Source organism: Chloracidobacterium sp. (genome assembly GCA_016720705.1).
Taxonomy (GTDB): Bacteria; Acidobacteriota; Blastocatellia; order Pyrinomonadales; family Pyrinomonadaceae; genus OLB17.
In genome coordinates this window covers 1512893-1536537 of sequence record JADKKB010000007.1, presented here as the reverse complement: position 1 = coordinate 1536537, position 23645 = coordinate 1512893, and the positions used below count along the sequence as shown (strand labels likewise).

The window sequence follows — 23645 nt, the reverse complement described above, 5'->3', positions numbered from 1 at the left end:
AGCTATTTTTTCAGATACCATCTTTCGGTATCTAGGTTCTCAATATGAAAGAGAAAGATAGAGATCAGGATGAATTGCCAAACGAGGTTGTGACCAAGACGCGTCCGCCGAGTTTGTTGCGAAATTACGTTAGTTTTGTAGGCGTTGCTATTGTGACCGCGGCCGTCACTAGCGACGTTTTGCTGTTTCTGATCGAGATCACTTCACCGACCGAGAATGCCTATATCGGCATTCTGACTTATATATTGATCCCGGCGGTAATGATGTTCGGTCTTTTTGTGGCAGCAGTCGGGATGTTTTTTGAACGTCGGCGAAGGCGAACTAAAGCGCCGGATGAGGTTTTGGCCTATCCGATGCTGGATCTCAACAATCCGCAGACCCGACGATCTTTTATGGTCTTTTTGGTACTAACTCTGTTATTTGCTTCCGCAAGCGCTTTTGGTAGTTACAAGGCATTTGAATATTCCGAATCTGTGACATTCTGCGGCGAAACTTGCCACTCTGTGATGAAGCCGGAATTCTTGGCATATAAGGCCGGAGCACACGCACGCGTGCGGTGTGTCGATTGTCACGTTGGATCCGGAGCCGATTGGTACGTTCGATCGAAGCTTTCGGGTGCATATCAGCTCTATTCAGTGTCTTTCAACAAATACTCAAGGCCGATCGGGACGCCGGTCCATAATCTCCGCCCGGCCCCGGAAACGTGTGAACAATGTCACTGGCCCGAAAAATTCTTCGGCGGAATGCTGAAGGTCTTCGATCGCTACGGTAGCGACGAGATGAACACGCTTCACCAACGTCGTTTGTTGTTGAATGTGGGCGGCAGTAGTCCAGCGACAGGCAAGGTGACCGGTATCCACTGGCACGTGAATCCTGAAAATGAAGTCAACTATGTTTCGATCGACGAACGCCGGCAGGAAATACCGTGGGTCAGTGCGAAGGACAAGGACGGGACGATCACCGAATATTTTGACCGGAGCAAACCGGCAACTGCCGACCAACTTGCAAAAGGTAAAAGGCGTAAGATGGACTGTGTAGATTGTCATAACCGACCGGCGCATAACTATTTGCCGCCCGATGTTGCGGTCGACCGCTCTTTCTCCGCCGGCAAATTGGATCAGGCACTTCCGTTCTTGAAACGCCAGGCAGTCGCACTCCTGAGCGGTGCATATGAGACCAATGACCAGGCTCTAGGCTCGATCGACGCTGGCTTAAAGGATTTTTATCGTGTAAGTTATCCGGATATCTCCGCACAGAAGCAAGATTCGATCTCGGCCGCGGTCATTGAACTGCAGCGGATCTATCAGAACTATTTCTTCCCGGAAATGAAGACGAATTGGCAGACACATCCGAACAACGCCGGACATCTCAATTCGCCGGGCTGTTTCCGATGTCACGATGGTCAGCATTTCAGTAATGCCGGAAAGGTGATCGCCAATGATTGCAATATCTGTCACACGACGTTGTTCGATTCTGACGCATCGCCGTCGGCCAATATGAAGACTGGGCCGTTTATACATCCGGTGGACCTCGGGGCTCTCGCCGACAGAAGATGTGACTCGTGTCATCAACCGGACAAGCAGTTCAAGCATCCGATCAATCTAGGTGACATCTCGCAGTTCCAATGCGCGGCCTGTCATCCTCGTAAGTAGAGAGCTGTGCTGATCATCAATGCAAAATAGAAAGTACCGCCGAACCACTTTGGCGGTACTTTTCTTTTGGTCGGAAGATCTCCCAATGTTCGCGGCGGCTGATCAATCCTTCTGTTCTTCGCCACCGACGGCAGTATCACCGTCCTCGTCTGCCTCTAATTCGGCGATGCGGGCTTCCTCGGCCTTCATATCCTCAAACGCTTGCTCGTGTTCCTCCTTAAACAGTTCCTCCGACATTCGTCCATCGTAAAATGTCCAGTTGATCGGATAAACGTCCGGGTCAAAAATAACGTGGTAGAAGTGCCAGACGATAATAGCCAATGTTGCGAGGATGGCTTCGTAAAAGTGGATGGCGATCGCGATGTCTATAGCCCAGCGAGGTAAGAAGCCGAAAACACCCACCTTGAACCAGATCATCAATCCGGTCAGCCCCATAATGATCGTGCCCCATACTACCGCCCAATACTCTGCCTTGTCGGCATAGCGGAAACGAGCGAATTTAGGCCGATCTCCCTTGTTCAACACAAAATGCTTGAAGTTCTGGAAAAGATCCTGAAAGTCTTTCCAACGCGGCAGCATATCGAAAGCCCACAGGCGTCCCTCCTTGAGAGCGAACAAATAAATGATGTGGTAAATACCGGTGACCATCATCACGACGGCGGCGATGCGGTGGATCAATCGGCGTATTGACTCACTATTGCCGGTGATCCACGTGATCCAGTTTTCGGGGTACTCGAGTGCGAAACCGGTCACAACTAAAACCATAAAACTGGTCAGTAACAGCCAGTGCTGTATCCGTTGGTTTAACGACATTCTGACGATCGGCCTAATTTCGTTTTTACGCTTCGCGGAGGCCTTTCGATACCAGATGATCCCGTTATGGGCCAACATTCCGCCGACCACGCCAAATATCAGTAGCAAGTAAATGGTTCGCACCCAACTCTTTCCCTGGCTTCCGATGTCCTGCGATGCACCGGTTTCAAGATGGACCTTGCCGACCGTAAAATTATCACCGGCACCGATATGACATTGTCCACAGGTAGTTACGAGATTTGCCTTATTTATCAGTGATTTAGGGTTGCTCGAAGGCAGAATGTTGTGTACACCGTGGCAACTCGCACAGTCGGCGACGACGTCCGAACCGAGTTTGAGAGCACGACCGTGATAGCTGTCCTGAAAGCTTGAGACACGTTCCGAGGGAATTCCGAAGTCCTGTGAAAGCCGAACGCCATCGTGACACTGCGAGCAACTCGTCAACCCAAGTGCCTGACGCGATTCCTTTTGGGCCTTGATGCCGTGTATCCCGTGACAATCCGTGCAGTTAGGCGATTGGTAATTGCCTCTCGCGAGCGACATTCCGTGCACGCTCTCGGCAAACTGGCCCGCGATTTCGCCGTGGCACTTGCCGCACGTTGCCGCGACATTAAATTTTGAGACTGGTGAATTGGGATCTGTTGCGGGGAGTACGGCGTGGCTGTTATGACAATCGGAGCAGACCGCCGCCTTCATATTGCCGTGTGAGAGTGCCTTTCCGTGAACACTCTCCTGATATGCCAAAAACGGTCGGTTGGTGATCCCTTTCTGCGCCATCAGAGCGGGGTCGTTGTGACACTTTCCACACGTCTGTGCGATATTTGCGCGATTGATCGTTGATTTTGCATCATCGGCCGCAAGTATGGTGGCCATATCACCGTTGACTGAGTGACAGTCCATACAGTTAGCTGCTGATTTGCCTCTTGCAGCGACCTTTGCGTGGATGCTCGAGTCCATCGCCACGTGAGCTTCTTTATGGAATTTTTCGCCGGCAAGATACGGCAGGCTCCGGCCCGGCCCGTGACAACCCGCGCAGTCGAGCTTTGGCTCAGCAGGTTCCGCGGCGGTCACTGCTGGCGGGACATTGACCGGTGCGGGTGCGGGTTGCCCTTCGGCGGTGATGCCACGGTTCGTCAGCAGGTAAGCTGATGCGCAAAATAGGACAAAAGCGAAAATGACTCCGACTTTGACGCCTGTCTTCATAGTATTAGCCCTGGCACGCTCGCCGGTACCTCGCAAATGTGAGTTTGACTGAAAGGATGTATATCAGAACAATAATACATTAAATATTGCAGATACCTCCCAAGTTATTATTAGTCTTTAGTCAATCATTAACCGTGACCATTATCACATTTGCCCACGGTCGTTTCGGATTTTGAGCTCTAGCGAAAAAAAATGATGCCGGCGAGGGGAGGGCACCTCACCGGCGTCAAGTCTTTGGGGATCTTATGTCTTTTTAGCGGTCAGCGGCTCCGCCTCCAAAATAGATTCGCAAAGACGTGTAAGGTAAATGAGCCCGATAATTGAGCGTCGGGGTCTGCGAGTCCCTATAGTTGTAGTATTGATATCCGAGGTTCCAATCAACATTACGGGTGATCTTAAAGGCGACGCGGAACTCGGGTGATTGCATCTGCATCGGGTATGACGTAACGATGTCCTGCGCGATCTGAGCGACGCGAGTTCCTTGACCCTTGTCGCGGCTTATGCGATAGCTGGCATACAACGACACCCTCTTCATCGGTTTTGCCGAGACATCAAAGAAGCCATAATGATCACGCATATAATACTCGCTGGTACGGAGAAATAGACCGCCTGTAAGCGGGACAAGTATCGGCGTGACCGCAGTCAAATGGTTATACGTATATCCGGTGCTGATCGACAATTCGCGGATCGGGTTCCAATCGACACTGCCGGTATAGAATCGGTTCTTGATATTCGTTCCAAACGGAAGCGGCGGTGTTGTTGCCGTCTCGGTCGGGTTCGAATTGTCCTTTGAGATCGCGGATAGATTGAGTGCGAACTTGTTGAATGTTGCACGCGTACGGACGCGGAAATTAGTATATTTGTAATTTTCGAGTCTCGAGAACACGTTGTCTGCCGAGCCTTTTTCAACATCCCAAAAGATGACCCAGTTTTTTACCGGTTTGATCTTCATTCCGGCAATAAATGCATTCGTGCTATTAGTTTCCGTCTCGGCTATGAATGCTGGATTAGTCGGCGATGGGGCCGACGTTAGAGTAATTCCAAAGCCCGTGACGTTGATACTGCGGTGTGCATATCGATAACCGAGATGCAGACTGACGATATTGCTAAATTGGTAGTCACCCTCGATCGTGTTTACATACCTAGTGAAGTCATTTACTCGATACGCAGCCGACTTTGTAAAAGTCGATGCGAGCGGGTTACCGGCACTGGTGCGTCGTGTAACCGCCTCTTCGAGCCCGTTGCCACCATTGATGGTAAAGGTATCAAAGCTAAAAGTATTTGAGATGCGGAAATTGTCAGTTGCCCGATACGTCAAGCCAAAATCAGCGCGTTTTTGAATACGCCTGTTCTTTGCCATGATCGTGAAATTATCAAGGTCGATAATGTTGTTCGAATTATCACGCCCGATAATCTTTTCGGTCATCGACATATCGCTGTCGGTCGATGTGTAAATAAACTTTCCAGTGAAATCGAGCTTTTCAGCAAAGGTTCGATGAGCACTGAGAGCTGTGTAATATGAATTGCCATCCGTCGGGAAGATACGGCTAAAACTCGTCAACCTAGCATTATTGGTTGGGTTATTACCAAGGTTGGTGCTAGTAATGCTGTAGTCAGATCGATCCTTAAAGAAACGGAAGCCCTGGGTCAAACCCAGATCGAAACCGAGAAGTTTTCCCTCGATGCCACCGCGAAAATCGGTAGATTTATTTCTAGTAAAGCTATCTACCGGAAACTCATCACTGAAGGCTCTGATCGTATAAACGCCGGGGCCGCGATAGTCGTTAAACGACATTCCGAAATTAAATCTTATCTTTTCATTTTGCGGCAACACCGATAGATCAAAGTCGCCGGATGTATTCGTGGTATTCGAGGTGTGTTGGCCCAATACATGGTTCGACAAGTTGTTAAAATATGATACCCGGCGAACATTTGCGTTGAACTTGTAGATTCCGATCTTGTCGAGATTGACGCGGGTAAAGCCCTGCGGATCTGCTCCCCAACCAGAGTTACTTATCAGCAACGAGTCAAAATACTTGCCCTTTCCGCTTTCACTTTCAAGAACAATATTTGTGTCAAATGACCGCATTCCCTGCTTGTAGTTGAGATCGCTGCGGTATTTTAGTTCGCTACCGCTGACTCTGCGAAAACGCCATCCGGCCTCGACGGTCGAGACAAGCTTGTAACCCTTCCAGATAACTTCTTCGTTAGCCGGGGGGGTGGTGGCGGCCGTCTGGGCCGCCGCAGTTGAATTAATAAACGCTAAACATAGCGTAGCCATTAGACCGAAGAATAAGATTCTGCCATATCCGCCGGTACCTTTTTTTATTTGTGTACTGTCAAACATATAAGTGTCCTCTCATTCATCGACTACTTAAAGAAAACGTTGCTCGAATTTGATCCATGGATTGTCGTATGACAAACCGTGCAGCTTAAATACCGAACGGTCGACTGATTGTGGAACGACGGAACACCCGGTGCTCCTTGGTCCGAAATACTACTGTGGCATTCAATGCAAAGCTGGCGAACTGAATTTCGCGTAAGTAGCTTAGGATTGCTTGAGCCGTGAGGTGTATGGCAGGCTGCACAACCTTCGGTCTTGAGCGGGGCATGTTCAAAGGTGAACGGGCCCTGCTTGTCACCGTGGCACTTGATGCAGGCTGAGTCTGCTCCGACGGAGAGTTTGGTCTGTTTCGATTCGAAACCGCCGTGAGCATTGTGGCAATCCGTACACTTCATTATGCCTTCCAAAACTTTATGATGAAACGGTTTGGAGAACTGTGATTTTGTCTCAGTGTGGCAACCCATACAAAGTTGGGGCTCACTGCGTTTTAACATTGCGATATTGGCGATGCCGGGATTCTGCAATGTGGTTTCGCCGATGTTCGTGACCGAAGCGGCGTGGCCATTCTTAAATTCTGTACCGTGTGACGAATGGCAGTCGGTGCAACCAACGTCATTACGCCAATGCTCGCCGCGTCTAAAATTATTGTGCGATTCGGCACCTGAGTGGCAAGTCAGGCATGTTTCCGATATTTGTTTTGAATTCTTGCCCTTGAATGTAATGATCTTTGTCTTATCGCCGCCGCCCTCGACGTGTAGTTTTCCGCTACCGTGGCAGGATTCGCATCCTTGGGCTTTGTCCTTCCAGCTTTTTACTTCAGCAAGTTTGGCGTGCTTGGTTCCCGCGAAGCTCTTGAATTGATCTTCGTGACAGGCCTTGCAAGTCTCACTACCGACGAAATCGTCCGCTGAAGCAGCGGCCTGTGGCGGGCCCTGATCGAGCTCACCGGCCATCGTGCCGGTGGATATTGTTGAATATGTTCCTGAGACCGCCCACGCCATTGCAAGTAATGCAAATCCTGTAAGTAGGCCGATCTTGATTTTTTTAGCTGAAGCCATAAAAGTTGCCTCCGAAAATATGGGGAAAAGACGTGACACGCCTTATCGTGGGACTAGATTAATGTATAACGATCGTCAGTGATGTGAGCGCGGTCACAATACGGTCTTTTTTTTTACTTTTTTTCTGCAAGTTCAGTGTGCTTAGTTTGAGTCAAGTATTACTACTGATTGCTGATACCGCTCGCTGATCATGATTGTCATTTGCAGACACGCTGATGGTTGGCGCAAAAGGAAATCGAAGAAGCGGGACTTATCGACCACATCAAATTCACACGGACCCATTGCCTTAAGCGTCGAATCGAAGGGGTATGCAGAAAACGCCTCGACGGCGCCAAATATCTTTTCCGCGCCGTTTGGCGATGTGAACGTCGCATCGATTACGGAACTATGGTGCATTAATGCTACCTGTCCGCGGTTGAGTACATAGAGGAATTCGGGCATCTGTCCGATGCTGAATATCTCGTCATCTTTGGAAAAGTGTTTACGACACCTAAGTGAGTCAAATGCTTGACGGTCGGAGGGTGATAACCGGCCCAGAAACTCTGAGCCGGAAAATGGAAAATCAAAAAAGCTATGTCCCGAATTTTTGTCGGATGACATAAGTGCTCCTTGGCGATGATGCCCAGAGCAAATATGTCACACCGGTGTATTAGAGGTATAGGACAATTGTCACATCCGATTGTGACGCACGTCACATATCAGTTCGATAGCCGCCGCGAGTGCCGATAACTTCTTTAAGCCGCCTCCGGTCGTGGATGACCAGATCTGACCCCTTGAGAGTCACGAGTTCACGTTCTCTGAAATATCTGAGTGCTCTGGTAACGGTTTCGCGTGAGGCGCCAATCATCTCGGCGATCTCCTCATGCGTAAAGAAATTTTTGAGCTGGACACGGCCATCACCGCCTGTCCCATTTCCGCTCCAACTGAGGAAGAGCTTTGCCAATTTATCAGTAACCGAATCTGATAGCCCAAGGGCACAGATCTGTACGTACGCCGTATGGTAATCGCGACTGAGTTGTTTAGCAGCATTAAGGCAAGCTTGCGGATTGTTTTGGATCAAGTGCATCAGATCATCGGTCTTGATGTAATCGACCTGACACATTTCAAGTGTTTCGGCCGAAGTCTCGTGCTCTACGCCATTTATCACGGAACTCAAACCGATCATTTGTCCGGGTTCGGCAATGCCTAGTATTATTACCTTTCCGTCAGGTGAGCAGGTCGATATTTTGACCTTACCCTGACAGAGAAGGAAAACTCCGGTCGATGGTTGGCCCTCAACAAACAGCATTGTCCCCTTTGGGCAAGCTTTGGTTATCTTGATAGATTCAAATAAGCGGAGATCGGTTTCGGGCAGGTCACAAAAGAAACCATCTCCCCGAATACCGCAATCTTTACACTTATGTTGAATCCGTAAGTCTTGAAAGACCTTCATATATATTTACATCGTAGCCCAAGGTCAGGCTAAGTCCGCTGAATTAAGGCCGTTTTTATGATAAAGGATAGTTAACGACCTTCGGCAATTTGTTTTGCAACTATCGTTCCAATATAGGTGTCGGACCGATTGCAACAAATAACGCCCATTTTATAGGCTTTTATCAAAAAATAATGATCTGAAACGTGACAATTCGCCGCTTTATGTGAAAATTCTCGCGCGTTCGGATAATTTCGAAAGGGTGCGCCGGGAACTATACTCGCACTCCCTGCACCGGTCATGGTCACCTCAATTCGACTTTCAAGTATCATTCAGTCTCTCTTCGAGTAATTTTGCCGAAACCGTAAGAAAGTCGTAGGTGGTGATCAACCCCACCAAACGGCCCTCATCAAGTACCGGCAAGCAACCCACATTTTTTTCCCGCATTAGCTGAAGGGCATCGATCGAGGAGGTTCCGGGTGTGACCGAAATAATATCCGTTTTCATCACGTCCGAGATAACCAGTGTTTGGCCGGTCGAGCATTTACCCTGGGCGATCAATTCGAGCAGATCACGGTGAGACACCAGGCCGATCAGCTTTCCGGAATCGTCCTCTACCGGAACGTGTCTGACGTGGCGCCAATGCATCAGACTGGCGGCGAGATCGACGATATCCTCGGGGCGAACGGTGTATAGATCGACCGACATAAATTGTTCGACAGTTCGATAACTGTCGATCCACTCGCAACCCTCGGGGATTTCTGCGAGATCCCATTCATGGACCGGAATATCGTCATTGTCCTGATGTGATTTCATTGTTGCGGTTATTGTTCTAAGTTTTACCGTGGGTTTTGAATTCGAGCCCATTGACTCGTAAGAGTCCAGCATCCATTGTGCTCCGGTCCGCTCTGTGATGACCCTTTGCTCGATCACGTCAAGCAATCGGCCAATATCCGCCTCGTCGACATTGGCCCTCGCGAGGCCTTTTCTCGCCCTCGGCAAAAGTTCTTCGAGAATGATCCTGCCGATCCGCCTGCTTTGCCCGTCGAGGCCGCGGATCTGGCCCTTCAATCCATAACGCGCAGCGTTGTAAAAATTGGTCCGGGCGTCGTCAAATGACATAAAGTCACGAATGTCGCCAAACTCCTCCGGCATTTCCGTCAAAAGTCCGAGGAAGAATGCTGCGTTTGCCATTTGATCGATGACCGTCGGCCCGGCAGGCAGATAACGTGCTTCGATCCGAAGTCCGGGCTTGCCGTCCAGGATGCCATAGCAGGGTCTATTCCAACGCCAGATCGTACCGTTGTGCAATCGCCAAGACTTTAGTTCCGGCACGCCACCGGCGGCGAGCACTTCAAGCGAATTTTCTTCGACGGCCTGGGTCAGCAATATGCGGTATCGCACTACGTCTTCACGCAGCACTTCGAGAATGGAATTATTGACCCAGTCATCACCGAAATTTACTCTAGGTTTTTGATTTCGCTGTCTATGGGTCAGCGAACGCGTATCGGTCGATTGCTTGAAAACCGCAATCCTCGTTTCGTGCCACAATCGGTGATTTAGCAGCAATGGCGAATTGACCGCCGCGGCAAGCACGGGCGCCGATAGTGCCTGAGCCCAGTTGTAGTACCGGACGAAATCGCCCGGAGCGATCTGGAGATGGATCTGAAAACTGGTATTGCAAAACTCGATGTATGTGTTCTGGAGTGTTAACTGCAGTTCATCGAGTCCTTTGATGTGGATCATCCGATTTTCACCGTGCAGTTCGGTTACTATTCGATCGATCTCGTGATATCGCGGATGAGGAGTCAGATTATTGACCGTCAGATCTGACTTTTGGATCGTGGGCAATATTCCGGCCATTACCACGCCTCCGCCAAACTTGGTCATCACATTGCGAACTATGCCCAGTAGTTCTTTCAGTTCATTTTCCATCAAGGACAGGCAGTCGCCCTTAAACTCACGCGGGGAAAGATTGGCCTCTAGATTAAATAGTCCGATCTCTGTCGTGAGGCGAGGATCGCCGGCATCCGCAATGACATCGAGCGACCGAGGGGTCGGCCGCATAGCTGAATCGACGAGAAACATCTCCTGCTCGGCACCGATACGGCAAACTTCGTCCGAGAAATGCCCATTGTCGAACATATACTCAAACGCCTGCAGATCGCTGAGAACGGACAGTGTAAATGCCCGCATTTGTTCCTCATTGTGACCGGTTTTGATGTCGTGCTCACCCATCGGATTCAACTCCTATTTGTGAAGGGGCCGTGCAGATCGAACCGTCGCCGACTAACAACAAGTTGGTGATCCTCCAACCGACGTTTTCGAAAGCCAAGAAGATGGCTAACCTGCAACGGAAAAAATCTGGCTAATGCGGTATTCAGATGCAAAGTTTCGCTGTCGTCCGGGTCCACCTTTACACCCGGCAGGTGGCGGAGAATATTCTGGACCCGCGTCTTGCGCAAAACCGCTGAGAGCCAGAGCCAGAAAGGAGCGACCGTACGACCAATAAAAAAGCCGTCTTCGCCAAGCTTTTGGTACAGCGGCATCAGTATCATTCCGGATTCAACGGCACGAATCTCGCCGAATCTATTCTTTGCGAGGACCATACCTTTGGTAATTATGTCGAAATTGTTGAATCCCGGATTCATCTCAAATTCGTCCTCGGGCCGGATAGCTTCGCGGTGACGCACCTCGACGAAGCGGGTGCCATTATTGGTCGCGGCAAGACGATTTGCCATCCTGCGAAACTCCGGAACCTCAGACAAGTCTAAGACCCCTGAATTGACCAAACCTAGCCACACCAGAGCCCGATGGTTTTCGACTGTTTCGGCTGAATCGTGCGAGCCACCCTCGAACCCGATCGTGATCGCACCAAGATTGTTAAAATGCTCCAGCATAGTGCCTTCGAGTTGCTCCTCGATTCCTAAGAGAATGGTTACGCCAAATCGCTGTGCAAATTTGCGATTGCGTAGAGTATCACCAACTGTAGCGAAGGGAATGCCGGTGGCCGAGGTCGAATGCAGGTCCATAACAAAGACCTCATCCTTGGCGGTTATCAATATGCTGTCGATCAGACTATCGAGTTCACGAAGTTCTTGTCCTTCGGATGTTGATTCGACGTGTTCCGCTCCCCTCGAAGAGAGATTTCGCCTCGTCCAGGCACGATTTAGGTCGTGATCGATGAATCGTTGACGACTATTGAAGGCCCTGGTGTTACCGGCGAGGAAATACACACGGCCGAGCATCTTGCCGGTGAGTGTCGAGAGGTCTTCGGCGATGCTAAAAAGCGCTATGGCTCCACCCGGTTCATTACCGTGAATGCTGCCGACGACTATCAGCGTCGGCCCAGCAGGGTCGCCGATGAAAGATCCAATTAGATGCTGGCCTTCAACTAGCTCGAGGGCCCGAGGTATTTTAAGTGCCGGTTTCATATAGCGTTAAACTGAAACTGCAAAAATGATGCCACGAGACGTGCCGTGGCCCACCTTTACTAGCGTTTGCCGGACTGATACAACAAAAATGACCAACGATACGGAGATATTAGCTAAATATCACGAAAATACAAAGGATTCATCCGTCCGCCCGTCGTCGCCCCGCGCGTTTTTGCCGCGTATGAGCGCAAGAATTCACGGCCATCCGCGAAAAATGACACAGTAAATGCCCGTATTCGACGTCCACCAATGGGCTCTCGGATCGAACAACTAGCGATTTTTGTTGCAAATCACGTTCGTTGCTCTAGAATAGTAGTTTTCGCCGAAGTGCAAAGATATGGTCTCTTATGTTTGACGAGAGTTTTGATGTGATAGTGATCGGTGCGGGGCACGCCGGATGTGAGGCGGCCTCGGCCTCGGCTCGTCTGGGGGCCAAAACGGCGCTTGTGACCCTCAACCTTGACCTGATCGGGCAAATGTCCTGTAATCCGGCGATCGGCGGGATAGCGAAAGGGCACGTCGTCCGTGAGATAGATGCCCTCGGCGGCATAATGGGGCGTGTGATCGATCGGACCGGTATTCAATTTCGCCTCCTTAACCGCTCACGCGGCCCCGCAGTGCAATCGCCCAGAGCACAAGCCGACCGAGGCCTCTATCGCACAGAGATGCGCCGCGTCCTCGAAGCAACGCCGGGATTGTATTTGCGTCAGGGTGTTGTGGTCGGTCTAACTATTGAGGATAAACAAGTTACAGGTGTTGAGCTGCAAGACACAAGGCGATTCGGGGCACAGTCTGTGGTGGTCGCCACCGGTACATTTCTAAATGGGATGATACACACCGGCAACCGGACGTATGCTGCGGGGCGTGCCGGTGAGCCAGCATCGATCGAACTTGCCGAATGTCTGAAACGGCTTGGTTTTCCCGTCGGACGACTCAAGACCGGCACGCCGCCACGCCTCGACGGGCGCACCATCGACTGGGACGCATTCGAACCGCAATCGCCGGACGAATCTCCGGTTGCCTTTTCGTTCGCGACGGAACGGATCGATCAACCTCAGATCCAGTGCCATATCGGCTACACGACCAAGTCGGTTCACGATGCTATTAGGGGTAATCTTCATCGATCGCCGCTATATTCAGGACAAATACAGGGAATCGGACCTAGATACTGTCCATCGATCGAGGATAAGGTTGTAAAATTTGGTGAAAAGGATCGCCACCAACTTTTTCTGGAACCCGAAGGCTACAATACGAACGAGGTCTATCTCAACGGATTTTCGACATCATTGCCCTCAGAACTCCAACTAGAGTTACTGAGAATGATCGAGGGGTTTCAAAATGTTGACATCATCCGTCCGGGGTATGCGATCGAATATGACTTTGTCGATCCGAGGGAATTGCGGCCGACAATGGAATCGACGCGAATGGACGGGCTTTTTCTCGCGGGGCAGATCAATGGAACGACCGGATATGAGGAAGCGGCGTGTCAAGGCCTATTGGCGGGAATAAACGCTGCATTTGCCACTCAGGCTCGTAAGCCATTTATCTTACAGCGAGATGAGGCGTATATCGGTGTTTTGGCGGATGATCTGATCAGGCACGGTGTCGATGAACCATATCGTCTATTTACATCTAGAGCCGAAGCGAGGCTGACACTTCGTCACGACAACGCCGATCAACGGCTTTCCCCCAAAGGCCGCGACGTGGGTCTGGTCGCCGATGACGACTGGGATCGTTTTAACGCAAAGCGCGACCGTATAGCTGCGCTTCGCAATTTGCTCGACAGTACACGATTTAAGAGATCGTCGGTTGAATATGCCGGTATATCGCAATTGCTTGGCGCCGATCTTGGGGATTCGTTTACTTTGTCACATTTGGCAATGCGCCAAGGCGTGGACCCGTCGATCATTCTCCGCCTGTTACCGGGCGGGATAGAAGGCGAGGTCAGAGATTCCGAACTTTCGACCGCGCTCGCGGATTCGCTATATAGCGGATACATACAAAAGCAGAATGTGGCCACTGAGCGAGTTAACCATCACGATGCATTGAAAGTTCCGGAGAGTTTCCGCTTTGATCTGATCAGCGGGCTGTCACACGAAATGATCGAACGCGTCGAGCGGGCTCGTCCGCAGAATTTTGGCCAGGTTCGTAAGATCGCGGGCTTGACGCCGACGGCGATTTCTACCATTTTGGTTCATTTGACCGCACAAAAAGCCCAAAATACCGCATCGGTTTGAGTAACATTCCTGAATTGTGGTACGTACCACAATTCAATTGATGCCAACGTGTGTGGTACGTACCACAGTCTGATTGTTCGACCAGGGCAGGTATATGCTAACTTAGAGTCCTGTTTTAGTTTCTGAAATATGGGTAAGATCATTGCTGTAGCCAATCAAAAAGGCGGCGTCGGAAAGACAACGACGGCTGTAAATCTCGCGGCGGCACTTGCTGCCGAGGACAAGAAGGTATTGCTTGTCGATGCCGATCCGCAGGCAAATGCCACCTCCGGTGCAGGCATTCCACGAAGTAATTCACGAAAGACGCTCTATAACGCCCTCACGTCAGGCGATCCGGTTCGTGAGATGGTTCTGCCGACCGAGATACCGTTTTTATGGGTGTTGCCGTCCGATAAGAATCTTGCGGGCGCAGAGATCGAACTGGTCGACGCAGACGACCGAAACTACGCCCTCAAAAAGCTACTTGCCGGGATCAAGGAGTATTTTCACTACATAATAATCGATTGTCCGCCATCGCTTGGCATTCTGACACTTAACGGACTTACGGCCGCAGACTCACTACTGGTGCCGATCCAATGCGAATATTATGCTCTTGAGGGCGTTACAGAACTTTTCGATACGCTTGCACGACTCCGCAGGGAACTAAACCCGACTTTGGCCATTGAGGGCCTTTTGTTAACGATGTTCGATGAGCGTACCAATCTCTCGGCCGCCGTGGCCAAAGATCTTCGAGATTTTTACGGCTCACAGGTCCTTGAGACGGTTATTCCGCGAAACGTAAGATTGGCTGAGGCCCCGAGCTTTGGAAAGCCGATAATGCTTTACGATCCGCGTTCGCGTGGGGCGGTGAGCTATATGCAATTAGGAAAGGAGATCATTGGACATGGCTAGACAAACCCTTGGGAGAGGCCTGAGCGCCTTGATGGGTGAAGAAAAGGTGCCGGCGGTCGAGCAGGGAGTTCGCGAGATCGATATCGATCTGATCGACCCCAATCCGGAACAGCCGCGTACCAGATTTGCCGAAGAAAAATTAGCCGAGCTTGCGGCATCGATCAGATCTAACGGTATTGTGCAGCCGATCGTTCTGCGCCCGATCGGCACCCGGTATCAGATCGTGGCGGGTGAACGGCGTTGGCGGGCGGCGCAGCGGGCCGAACTGCGCAAAGTGCCGGCGGTCGTACGGGATATCCCGGATGATAAGTTACTTGAGATAGCACTCATAGAGAATATACAAAGGCACGAACTAAACCCGATCGAAGAAGCCAAAGCATATCGCAAACTCATTGAATTTATTGGACTTACACAAGAGCAGGTGGCCGAACGAGTCGGTCGCGAACGCACCCTCGTAGCCACCACTATGCGGCTTCTGAAACTACCGTCCGAGGTGCAGAATCACATTATCGAGGGGCGACTTTCTCTTAGTCACGGGCGGGCATTGCTAATGATCGATGACCCGAAGGTGCAGCGAATGGTCGCAAAGGACGCGGTCGAGCGTGGTTTTTCGGTTCGTGAAACTGAACGCACGGTAAAGCGGGCGGGAAAGGTTGGCGGCGGATCCGCGGACAAACCCACTTCACGTGTGGTCGATCCGAATACCAAGGCCGCCGAAACAAAGTTGATGCGTAGGTTAAGTACAAACGTCAAGATCCTGCCATCGGCGAAAGGTACCAGCGGCAAGATCCAGATCGAATACTACGGCACCGACGATCTCGATCGCATTTATCAGGCGATAATGGGGTCAAAACAATAAAGTAGATGTAAAGTGTTGATTCTAAAGGAGGTTAGAGAAACGTGATGCGTCAGCGTCTTACTGAAATGGTTTCGTGCGCGGGTTGAGTGGCCAAACTCGCCCCTAGCGACCTTGCCCAAGTTTTGAGCAAGTTACCACGACAAAGTAGCGAGAATGTGATCGTCGGATTTGATAAATCTGACGACGCGGGAGTTTTTCGCCTTACGGACGACACGGCGCTCGTGCAGACGGTCGATTTCTTTACCCCGGTGGCGGATGACCCATTTACCTACGGCAGGGTTGCGGCGGTCAATGCCCTCAATGATGTTTACGCGATGGGTGGTACGCCCTTATCCGCACTTTCGATAGTTTGTTTTCCTCAAAAGGGCGACTGGGACATCCTTGCCGAGATACTCAAGGGCGGCCAAGCGGCAATGAATGCCGAAGGCGTCGTGGTAATAGGCGGCCACTCCGTCGATGACCAGGAAATGAAGTTCGGGTACGCCGTAACGGGAGTGATACATCCCGACCGTGTTTTCACTAATTCCGGAGCACGCCCGGGCGATGTACTCATTCTCACCAAACCGATCGGCACCGGGGCGATAAATACGGCTGTAAAACGCGGTGAAGCAAGCGAATCGACGATCGCCGCCGCGATAAATGCGATGACGACCTCGGCGGCGGCGGCATCTAAGCTAATGCGGGAGGTCGGAGCCAACGCCTGTACGGATGTGACCGGCTTTGGGCTTTTGGGCCACGCGTACGAGATGGCAAAGGGTAGCGAAGTGACGCTAAATATTGATTCTGAGAGTGTTCCGCTTCTGCCGGACGTTCTCGAACTGATCTCGCGGGGAATGCTCACCCGCGGCGACACGAACAATAGGGTGTACGTTGGCGAAACTGTTGTATTCTACGATTCGGTATCCTCAGGGATGCAGAGTGCGTTATTTGATCCTCAGACAGCGGGCGGATTGCTAATAAGTATGGGATCCACCAATGCGTCTGACTTTGTGCGGCAGATGCCGGATTCACGAGTGATCGGTTCGGTCAGCGCGTACAGTGGGATGTATTTAGAGGTAACTTAAGTGTATTTGTTCATTCTCGAATCGATCGGAACGTCCGAACTGATGCTGATCGGTGTAATCGCCCTTATCTTTCTTGGGCCACGAAGATTGCCCGAGATCGCCCGTAAGATCGGCAAGATAACATCCGAATTTCGGAATACCACGAACGAATTCAAACAAACGTGGGAGCGAGAGGTCAACTTTGAGGATGAAGCCAAGGCCTTCAGGTTGGACGACGACGAGCCGTCGCCGGTCGCGAGAGGGAATACGATCCTGAATCCGAGTTCGACAGCCGCCGATCCGATCAAGCCTCCGGAGATAAAAGAGGTTGACCCCGCTTCTTTTGTTTCCGAAATCCCATCACAAACGGCATCCGGTGAAATGTCGTCGTCGGACGATCCGAACGATAAGCAGAACTGGCTGTAATCAATAAATGGACGAGATCGAATCAAACCAAGTACACGAGCGCGCGACCAATATGTCCTTTCTCGAGCATTTGGACGAACTGCGCAAACGGCTTGTAAGTTCAGTCATCATTATCGTAGTGGCGTTTACGCTATGTTGGTTTGTTTCAGACCGCATATACGATTTTTTGAGCGTGCCGATACGACAGGCACTTTCCGAGGCGGCCCGCAGGGAATTGCCGATCAGAGGTGTGACCGGCGAAGAAAAGCTGTTGCCGCTTAGCGAAATCAAAGAGGGCGACGGTGGGCGTTATATCTTTGACCGTTCGACCAAGTTAGGTGCTACGGTTGTCGCTCCGGGCGCTTCCGTTCTGTCACAAGTGGAGCGCGATAGTGAGGGAAAGCTTGGGCTTTTTACGACCGAGCCGCTTATCACAAACAATGCCGTGGTCCCGAAGGGGGTGCGACTTCCGGTCGAATTTGACGAGTTTGCCAAGGATAAGCCGAATGCCGATGAGCGCATGACGGTGACGACCGCAACCGAGCAGTTCACACTGTTTGTTACAGTTTCACTCTATGCCGCGATCGCATTCTCGGTGCCGCTGCTCCTATGGCAAGTATGGATGTTCATTTCGCCGGCTTTGTACAAGCACGAGCGGTCATACGTGACGCCGTTCATCGGTCTATCTACCATTTCATTTGTGCTGGGGGCCGCATTTGCGTATTACATACTATTCCCGCCGGCGGCCCGCTATTTGCTCGGGCTTGGCGGCGGTGATTTCCAATTGTTGCTTAAGGCCAGTGATTATCTAGACTTCATCACGATCATAATGCTCGCGATGGGACTGATCTTTCAGATGCCGGCCATCTCGTACGTTCTCGCCCGGATCGGCATTATTTCTGCCGGATTGCTTATCCGCAGTTGGAAGATCTCCCTCGTCGTAATACTCATCGTTGCGGCGGTCGTATCGCCAACTGGTGACATTCCTAATATGATGCTGTTTGCCACGCCGATGATGGGTCTGTACATCGTATCGATATTTATCGCGTGGTTCTTCGGCAAAAAGCGCCAAACATCCGATGAAACGGCTAGTTAAGCAACCCGCCACATAGATTTTTCATCTTGTGTAAATAAGGATTACTGTCTAGAATCTGTATTGATACAATTTTGGTTGACCTCCCGGCTGTTGGCCGGTCATTTTTTGGGAGTTTTACGTTATATGACAAGAGTCAGGTTTTCACAGAGTTTTTTGCTGACATTCGTGTTAATGTCGCTTGCGGCCATAGTGGCTATCGCCCAACCGCCCGACAAAAATAAGCCAAGTCAGGATGTCACGGACAAGGCACGTAACGTCAAACCCGAATTAAAAGAGGCTTATAAAAAATGGATCAACAATGATGTTGCCTACATCATTACCAAAGAGGAAAAGAAAGCCTTTAACGCACTTGTGACCGATGAAGAACGTGAGAACTTTATCGAGCAGTTTTGGCGTCGCCGCGACCCCAATCCGGACACCGAAGAAAACGAATACCGCGAAGAGTATTATGAGCGGATCGCATACTCCAATGAAAAGTTCGCATCAGGTATTCCGGGATGGAAAACTGATCGAGGCCGCGTTTACATTGCCTGGGGCAAGCCCGACTCGGTCGAATCGCACCCGTCAGGCGGATCGTACGATCGCCCGAGCTACGAGGGTGGCGGTTCGACTACCACATATCCATTCGAGATCTGGTTCTATCGCCATCTTGACGGCGTAGGTGACGGCCTCGAGATCGAGTTTGTCGATCCTACGGGAACCGGCGAATATCGTATGGCGCGTAATGCCAACGAAAAGGACGCTTTGCTTATGGTGCCGGGTGCGGGTATGACGACGGCAGAGCAATTAGGTATGTCCGATAAGGGCGACCGGATCTCGGGCAATGACCGCAACGCGGGAAACAATTTTTATCGCGAACAGGATTCTCCATTCCGCCGTCTCGAGGTAATGACCGGATTGATGCGGCCGCCGGCAGTCAAATTCAGTGATCTCCAGAGTTCGCTGACCGATTCGCCTGTGATCGACAATAATCCGCTGCAGTTCGACCTGCGCGTAGACTTCTTCCGCCAGTCGGATGACCGTATCATTACGGCGTTCACCGTGCAGACCAGCAATCGCGAACTTAAATTCGAGCAGATCGGCGGCCTCGAAACGGCCCGAATGAATATCTTTGGCCGTATCACCGCCGTCTCCGGAAAGCGGTCGGGCATTTTCGAAGATTCGGTCGTCACCAACGCTACCGCGATCGAACTTGCGGACGCGATGGATCGGAAGTCTGTTTACCAAAAGGCGATCGCACTTACACCCGGAACATATAAGGTCGATGTCGTCGTCCGCGACGTTGGTACCGGCAACAAGGGTATCGTGAATATGGGCTTTACAGTCCCGCGGTACGATGAAAAGAAATTGTCGACCTCGTCGCTCGTCCTTACGTCAAAACTGCGTTCGACCAACGAACGTGACATCGGTCAAATGTTTGTGATCGGAAACTCTAAGGTCATCCCTAATCTTGGCGGAATGTACAAGCAGGGACAAGAGGTCGGCATCTATCTTCAGGTATACAATGCCGAGATCGATCAGACGACGCTGCGGCCGGCAGTTGACGTGACATATGTGCTTACAAAGGACGGCAAAGAGGTGTTGCGGCAGGATGAGGACTGGTCAGGTCTGAGTGACTCTGGACAGCGTCTGACGCTGGCCCGTCTGTTGCCGACGATGAATATGCCGACCGGCAACTATAATATCCGGGTCGAGATCAAGGATCGCGTCGGCGGTCAGTTGATCAAGAACGAAGAGAAGTTCACGATCACACAATAATATTGGCTTAGATCATCTATTACGGCGGAACCTGCAAAGTTCCGTCGTTTCTATTTTGCGACGCTATCGACCCGAATAAAGGGCGATCCCGCTCGCTCGCTTGTCGCAAATATCGATCTGCCATCCGCGCTGTAACAAACAGCTTCACCCGCTAATCGGTCACCGATGTCGACAGGCTCAGGACTCTGCTTCCAAATATCATCAAAATTTGCGGAATCGTCCGGCAGGCGATATTCATAAGCACGAGCGTAATCACATAGGATCACCCGTTTTCCATCAGGCGATATGTCGCCCCCGGTGATCAGGCCGTTGGGAATGGCCGGCACCTTAATATCTGACAAACGCTCGGCGATGATGGTCGTCGCCGAATCGAATGTGGGCCTTATGCGATAGACTCCGGCGGGTCCGTCCACGCGCTTAGTTATTACATAAATATCGCCGGTCGATGGGTGGACGAGCAGCGATTCGCCATCGTGCCGTCCGTCCGGGTATGAGAAACGCAGGTGTTCGGCTATTGCTGTGGCGCTTGGCTCTGTTCCGGACGCCGAACCGGGCCTAACTCCGATGTCCGGTTCGCGAACGCGATAGATGAAATGTTCGCGTCGCGTTGAATCGTTATCCCCAATATCGCCTATATACAAAAAGCATTTGCCGTTTCGATCCTTAAACTCGGCTATGTCTTCCCAGTCTGTGTTTTCGGCGCCCGCCACCTTCCATATTCCCCTCCGAGCGCCGGTCTCATCAAGAGCATAAAGAATCGCGGCATTGCCGGAGTCGTTGTGGGTCCAAAATATATTCGGCGAGCATTTTGAGGCGGCAAGTCCGCTGCTTTCGCTAATGTCGTCACCGGGAATGTTTCCTACGACTTTTGGCAACGTGTAGCTTACCGTTACCTGTTTGGCCGGAGCTGTTCCCGACGACGAACACGACGATAGTCCGACACCAATCGCCATAAAAGGAATGACAAAAAGCAAAAAATTAGCTATAGTTCTTTTCGATACACTTCTCACTTGATGAACTATTACGCTGGGATATTGCTGATTGTTCAGAACATTGGGTAAACAATAACGTACATTTTGGTGTGAACCGATGATCGTTGGAACTGAATGGTTGATCGAGGCTTTTGGTTGCGAGGCAGATACGCTTCGCGACGAGGTCGTTATACGCGCACTTTTCGATCGGGTGATGTCTGATCTCGGGTTACGATCTGTTGGTTCGGTCTGGCATAAGTTTCCCGGCGAGGGCGGCGTGACGGGGATGATCGCATTGACCGAGTCACATCTGGCGTGTCACACCTACCCGGAATACGGCACCGCTACATTCAATCTCTATTGCTGCCGAACGCGCCCCGAATGGGACTGGGAAGATAATCTCAAGTCGATGTTGGGAGCTGAACACGTGTCGGTGACAAAGATCGACCGAGGTGAAATGCCGGTCCAAAACACAGCTATCAGACAAGTAACCGCGGGAGGTGAAGCGTGAGCACACTCCAGGCAAACTGCCCGTCTTGTGCAGGACCGATCGAGTTTAAGGCGGGTTCGACGATCGTGGTCGTTTGTCCGTTTTGCCGTTCTGCGATCTCCCGTACGGATCGCGCGCTTGAGGATCTCGGCAAGGTGGCAGAGATCGCAGACTCGCAGTCCCCGCTGAAACTCGGCCTGAAAGGAACGTTTAACGGCAACAAGTTTGAACTCACCGGCCGTGCACAACTTCGGCACGAATTGGGTGGATTTTGGGATGAGTGGTACGCGACCTTCTCAAATGGCTGGGTCGGTTGGCTGGCCGAGGCTCAGGGCAAGTTTTATCTGACGTTCTATCAGCCGCTTCCGGAGGGATCTGTGCTTCCGTCGTTCAATGGCCTGCAGCTTGGCCAGAATGTGGCTGAGATCCCCAATCCGACGCCGCTGATGGTGCAGGAAAAGGGCCGCGGCACGTTCGCCGCCGCCGAAGGCGAGATACCGTACAAGCTTGAACCCGGTGAAAAGTTTGAATACGCGGATCTGGCCGGCAAAAACAACGCTTTTGCAACGATCGACTATAGTATGGATCCGCCCTGGGTCTTTCTAGGAACACAGGTCACGCTTGCCGAGATCGGGCTTGGCGACGCCAAACCGGTCGAACGCGAAGCTCGGCGCATTTCGACCGCCGCGATGGGATGTCCTAAATGCGGCGGCCCGCTCGAATTATTAGCGCCGGACATAACCGAACGCGTTACTTGTCCAAACTGTGATTCGCTACTCGACGTTAATCAGGGCAAGTTGTCCTATCTCAAAGCGTTAACGCCCTTGCCGAATGCACCGGTCTTTGTCGCGCCCATCGGAGCAGAAGGCACTTTTCCGGGAGACGTAAAATTCAAGATAATCGGAGCGACGGTTCGCAGCGTTACGATCGAGGGCGAGACATATTACTGGCACGAGTATCTGCTTTACAATCCGATGATCGGATTCCGATGGCTTGTACATTCGGATAATCACTGGAACTTTGTGGAGTCCGTCAACGCGGCCGACGTCGATGTGGCATACATCGGCCCCGGCAGCGTCGCTAAATACAACGGCTCGGCATTTAAGATATTTCAGGATGCACCGGCCGTAGTTGAGTACGTCAAAGGTGAATTCTATTGGCGCGTCGAGCAGGGCGAGAGGGTTCAAGCGACCGATTTTGTCGCCGCACCGATGATGCTATCTCGTGAAGCATCCGAGAATGAGATCAACTGGTCCGTCGGCACGTATATGACGAACCAAGAGGTCGAAAAGGCATTTGGTGTCACCGACCTTCCAAAGCCCTGGGGTGTCGCCCCCAATCAGCCGTTCACCGGCCGATTTTACTACACCTGGGGTGCGTTGCCGCTTTTAGCGTTATTCGTCGTAGCGATATTTATGATACCGCTGACGGGATTAACTAAAACCGTCCTTAATCAAGAACTCGTTCTGCCGCCGATGGCAAACGCGACCGCTGGACAGGCGGTCTTCAGTCAACCGTTTGACCTGAAGGGAAATCAAAACGTTAAGATCACGGCCGGGGCCAATGTAAGCAATTCTTGGGCCGACCTCGACGTGGACCTGATCAATGATCAGAGTCAGGAAGTCGAGTCGGTCAATGTCCCGGTCGAATACTATACCGGCAGCGACAGTGACGGCCCTTGGAGCGAAGGCGGAACGACGAATGATGCCACGCTTTCATCATTGCCCGCCGGCAAATATACGCTCCGTGTCGAGGGGACCTGGCAAAACTGGCAGGTTCAAATGCCGGTCGCGGTAAAGGTCGAGCAAAGCGTGAACCGTGGCGTCAATTTCTGCTGCGCACTTTTTGTTTTGGCGATAATGCCGTTGCTCGGGTTGTTCAGAAAGTTTAGCTTTGAATCGAGTCGTTGGAAGGACAGTATGTTCGGGACGGCAGCCGCAAGCGGCTCAGATGATTCGGACGATTCGGATTAATAGCAAG

General features: G+C 51.4%; 18 protein-coding genes. 10 read left to right on the top strand and 8 right to left on the bottom strand.

What is annotated here, in order from left to right; genetic code table 11:
- Window positions 1-44 precede the first annotated feature (44 nt).
- Entirely contained in the window at window positions 45-1652 is a 1608-nt protein-coding gene (locus tag IPQ00_14035; GenBank protein ID MBL0241682.1) for a NapC/NirT family cytochrome c, read from the top strand.
- 102 nt (window positions 1653-1754) lie between these two features.
- Here IPQ00_14035 and IPQ00_14030 read toward each other — a convergent pair whose 3' ends face one another.
- The 7 genes from IPQ00_14030 to IPQ00_14000 form a co-directional block, all read right to left on the bottom strand.
- A complete protein-coding gene (locus tag IPQ00_14030) occupies window positions 1755-3668 on the bottom strand; it encodes a cytochrome b/b6 domain-containing protein (protein MBL0241681.1) in 1914 nt (637 codons plus the stop codon).
- 253 nt (window positions 3669-3921) lie between these two features.
- Window positions 3922-6015, bottom strand: coding sequence for a hypothetical protein (locus IPQ00_14025; protein ID MBL0241680.1), 2094 nt, complete (start codon window positions 6013-6015; stop codon window positions 3922-3924).
- A 23-nt stretch (window positions 6016-6038) separates the two neighbouring features.
- Window positions 6039-7070 carry a cytochrome C gene (locus IPQ00_14020; GenBank protein MBL0241679.1) on the bottom strand — a complete coding sequence of 344 codons (1032 nt, stop codon included), beginning with the start codon at window positions 7068-7070 and terminating at the stop codon, window positions 6039-6041.
- Window positions 7071-7211: 141 nt separating this feature from the next.
- The gene (locus tag IPQ00_14015) at window positions 7212-7670 is read right to left on the bottom strand and encodes a cyclic nucleotide-binding domain-containing protein (protein ID MBL0241678.1); all 459 of its coding nucleotides are present in this window, start codon (window positions 7668-7670) and stop codon (window positions 7212-7214) included.
- A gap of 91 nt (window positions 7671-7761) precedes the next feature.
- Entirely contained in the window at window positions 7762-8358 is a 597-nt protein-coding gene (locus IPQ00_14010) for a Crp/Fnr family transcriptional regulator (protein MBL0241677.1), read from the bottom strand.
- Window positions 8359-8802: 444 nt separating this feature from the next.
- On the bottom strand, window positions 8803-10719 hold the full coding sequence (locus IPQ00_14005; protein MBL0241676.1) for a CBS domain-containing protein: 1917 nt from the start codon (window positions 10717-10719) through the stop codon (window positions 8803-8805).
- 5 nt (window positions 10720-10724) lie between these two features.
- A complete protein-coding gene (locus IPQ00_14000; GenBank protein ID MBL0241675.1) occupies window positions 10725-11915 on the bottom strand; it encodes a succinylglutamate desuccinylase/aspartoacylase family protein in 1191 nt (396 codons plus the stop codon).
- 347 nt (window positions 11916-12262) lie between these two features.
- Here IPQ00_14000 and mnmG point away from each other — a divergent pair, with 347 nt between their 5' ends.
- From mnmG to IPQ00_13965, 7 genes are all read left to right on the top strand, one after another.
- Window positions 12263-14152 (top strand): tRNA uridine-5-carboxymethylaminomethyl(34) synthesis enzyme MnmG, encoded by a 1890-nt coding sequence (gene mnmG, locus IPQ00_13995; protein ID MBL0241674.1) that lies wholly within the window; start codon window positions 12263-12265, stop codon window positions 14150-14152.
- 129 nt (window positions 14153-14281) lie between these two features.
- Complete coding sequence (locus tag IPQ00_13990) at window positions 14282-15043, top strand: ParA family protein (protein MBL0241673.1); 762 nt, start codon at window positions 14282-14284, stop codon at window positions 15041-15043.
- Entirely contained in the window at window positions 15036-15902 is an 867-nt protein-coding gene (locus tag IPQ00_13985; protein ID MBL0241672.1) for a ParB/RepB/Spo0J family partition protein, read from the top strand. The genes IPQ00_13990 and IPQ00_13985 overlap by 8 nt, the downstream gene beginning before the upstream one ends.
- A gap of 44 nt (window positions 15903-15946) precedes the next feature.
- Complete coding sequence (gene selD / locus IPQ00_13980) at window positions 15947-16966, top strand: selenide, water dikinase SelD (GenBank protein ID MBL0241671.1); 1020 nt, start codon at window positions 15947-15949, stop codon at window positions 16964-16966.
- Window positions 16967-17371, top strand: coding sequence for a twin-arginine translocase subunit TatB (gene tatB / locus IPQ00_13975; protein MBL0241670.1), 405 nt, complete (start codon window positions 16967-16969; stop codon window positions 17369-17371).
- Window positions 17372-17378: 7 nt separating this feature from the next.
- On the top strand, window positions 17379-18446 hold the full coding sequence (tatC, locus tag IPQ00_13970; protein ID MBL0241669.1) for a twin-arginine translocase subunit TatC: 1068 nt from the start codon (window positions 17379-17381) through the stop codon (window positions 18444-18446).
- 123 nt (window positions 18447-18569) lie between these two features.
- The gene (locus IPQ00_13965) at window positions 18570-20204 is read left to right on the top strand and encodes a GWxTD domain-containing protein (GenBank protein MBL0241668.1); all 1635 of its coding nucleotides are present in this window, start codon (window positions 18570-18572) and stop codon (window positions 20202-20204) included.
- A gap of 50 nt (window positions 20205-20254) precedes the next feature.
- Here the strand turns inward: IPQ00_13965 and IPQ00_13960 are convergent, their stop codons facing one another.
- Complete coding sequence (locus tag IPQ00_13960) at window positions 20255-21178, bottom strand: hypothetical protein (protein ID MBL0241667.1); 924 nt, start codon at window positions 21176-21178, stop codon at window positions 20255-20257.
- 115 nt (window positions 21179-21293) lie between these two features.
- On the opposite strand from IPQ00_13960, the gene speD reads away from it, so the two are divergent.
- Together speD and IPQ00_13950 are read left to right on the top strand one after the other, a co-directional pair.
- The gene (gene speD / locus IPQ00_13955; protein ID MBL0241666.1) at window positions 21294-21686 is read left to right on the top strand and encodes an adenosylmethionine decarboxylase; all 393 of its coding nucleotides are present in this window, start codon (window positions 21294-21296) and stop codon (window positions 21684-21686) included.
- Window positions 21683-23638 (top strand): DUF4178 domain-containing protein, encoded by a 1956-nt coding sequence (locus IPQ00_13950; protein ID MBL0241665.1) that lies wholly within the window; start codon window positions 21683-21685, stop codon window positions 23636-23638. Before speD ends, IPQ00_13950 begins: the two co-directional genes overlap by 4 nt.
- Window positions 23639-23645 lie beyond the last annotated feature (7 nt).

Bases quoted from the DNA above. Each gene is read 5' to 3' on its own strand.
- IPQ00_14025 (MBL0241680.1), bottom strand. From the start codon at position 6,015: ATGTTTGACAGTACACAAATAAAAAAAGGTACCGGCGGATATGGCAGA.
- IPQ00_14015 (MBL0241678.1), bottom strand. From the start codon at position 7,670: ATGTCATCCGACAAAAATTCGGGACATAGCTTTTTTGATTTTCCATTT.
- IPQ00_14020 (MBL0241679.1), bottom strand. From the start codon at position 7,070: ATGGCTTCAGCTAAAAAAATCAAGATCGGCCTACTTACAGGATTTGCA.
- IPQ00_13985 (MBL0241672.1), top strand. From the start codon at position 15,036: ATGGCTAGACAAACCCTTGGGAGAGGCCTGAGCGCCTTGATGGGTGAA.
- tatC (MBL0241669.1), top strand. From the start codon at position 17,379: ATGGACGAGATCGAATCAAACCAAGTACACGAGCGCGCGACCAATATG.
- IPQ00_13990 (MBL0241673.1), top strand. From the start codon at position 14,282: ATGGGTAAGATCATTGCTGTAGCCAATCAAAAAGGCGGCGTCGGAAAG.
- IPQ00_14010 (MBL0241677.1), bottom strand. From the start codon at position 8,358: ATGCTGTTTGTTGAGGGCCAACCATCGACCGGAGTTTTCCTTCTCTGT.
- IPQ00_13965 (MBL0241668.1), top strand. From the start codon at position 18,570: ATGACAAGAGTCAGGTTTTCACAGAGTTTTTTGCTGACATTCGTGTTA.
- IPQ00_14035 (MBL0241682.1), top strand. From the start codon at position 45: ATGAAAGAGAAAGATAGAGATCAGGATGAATTGCCAAACGAGGTTGTG.
- mnmG (MBL0241674.1), top strand. From the start codon at position 12,263: ATGTTTGACGAGAGTTTTGATGTGATAGTGATCGGTGCGGGGCACGCC.
- IPQ00_14000 (MBL0241675.1), bottom strand. From the start codon at position 11,915: ATGAAACCGGCACTTAAAATACCTCGGGCCCTCGAGCTAGTTGAAGGC.
- IPQ00_14005 (MBL0241676.1), bottom strand. From the start codon at position 10,719: ATGGGTGAGCACGACATCAAAACCGGTCACAATGAGGAACAAATGCGG.
- IPQ00_14030 (MBL0241681.1), bottom strand. From the start codon at position 3,668: ATGAAGACAGGCGTCAAAGTCGGAGTCATTTTCGCTTTTGTCCTATTT.
- speD (MBL0241666.1), top strand. From the start codon at position 21,294: ATGATCGTTGGAACTGAATGGTTGATCGAGGCTTTTGGTTGCGAGGCA.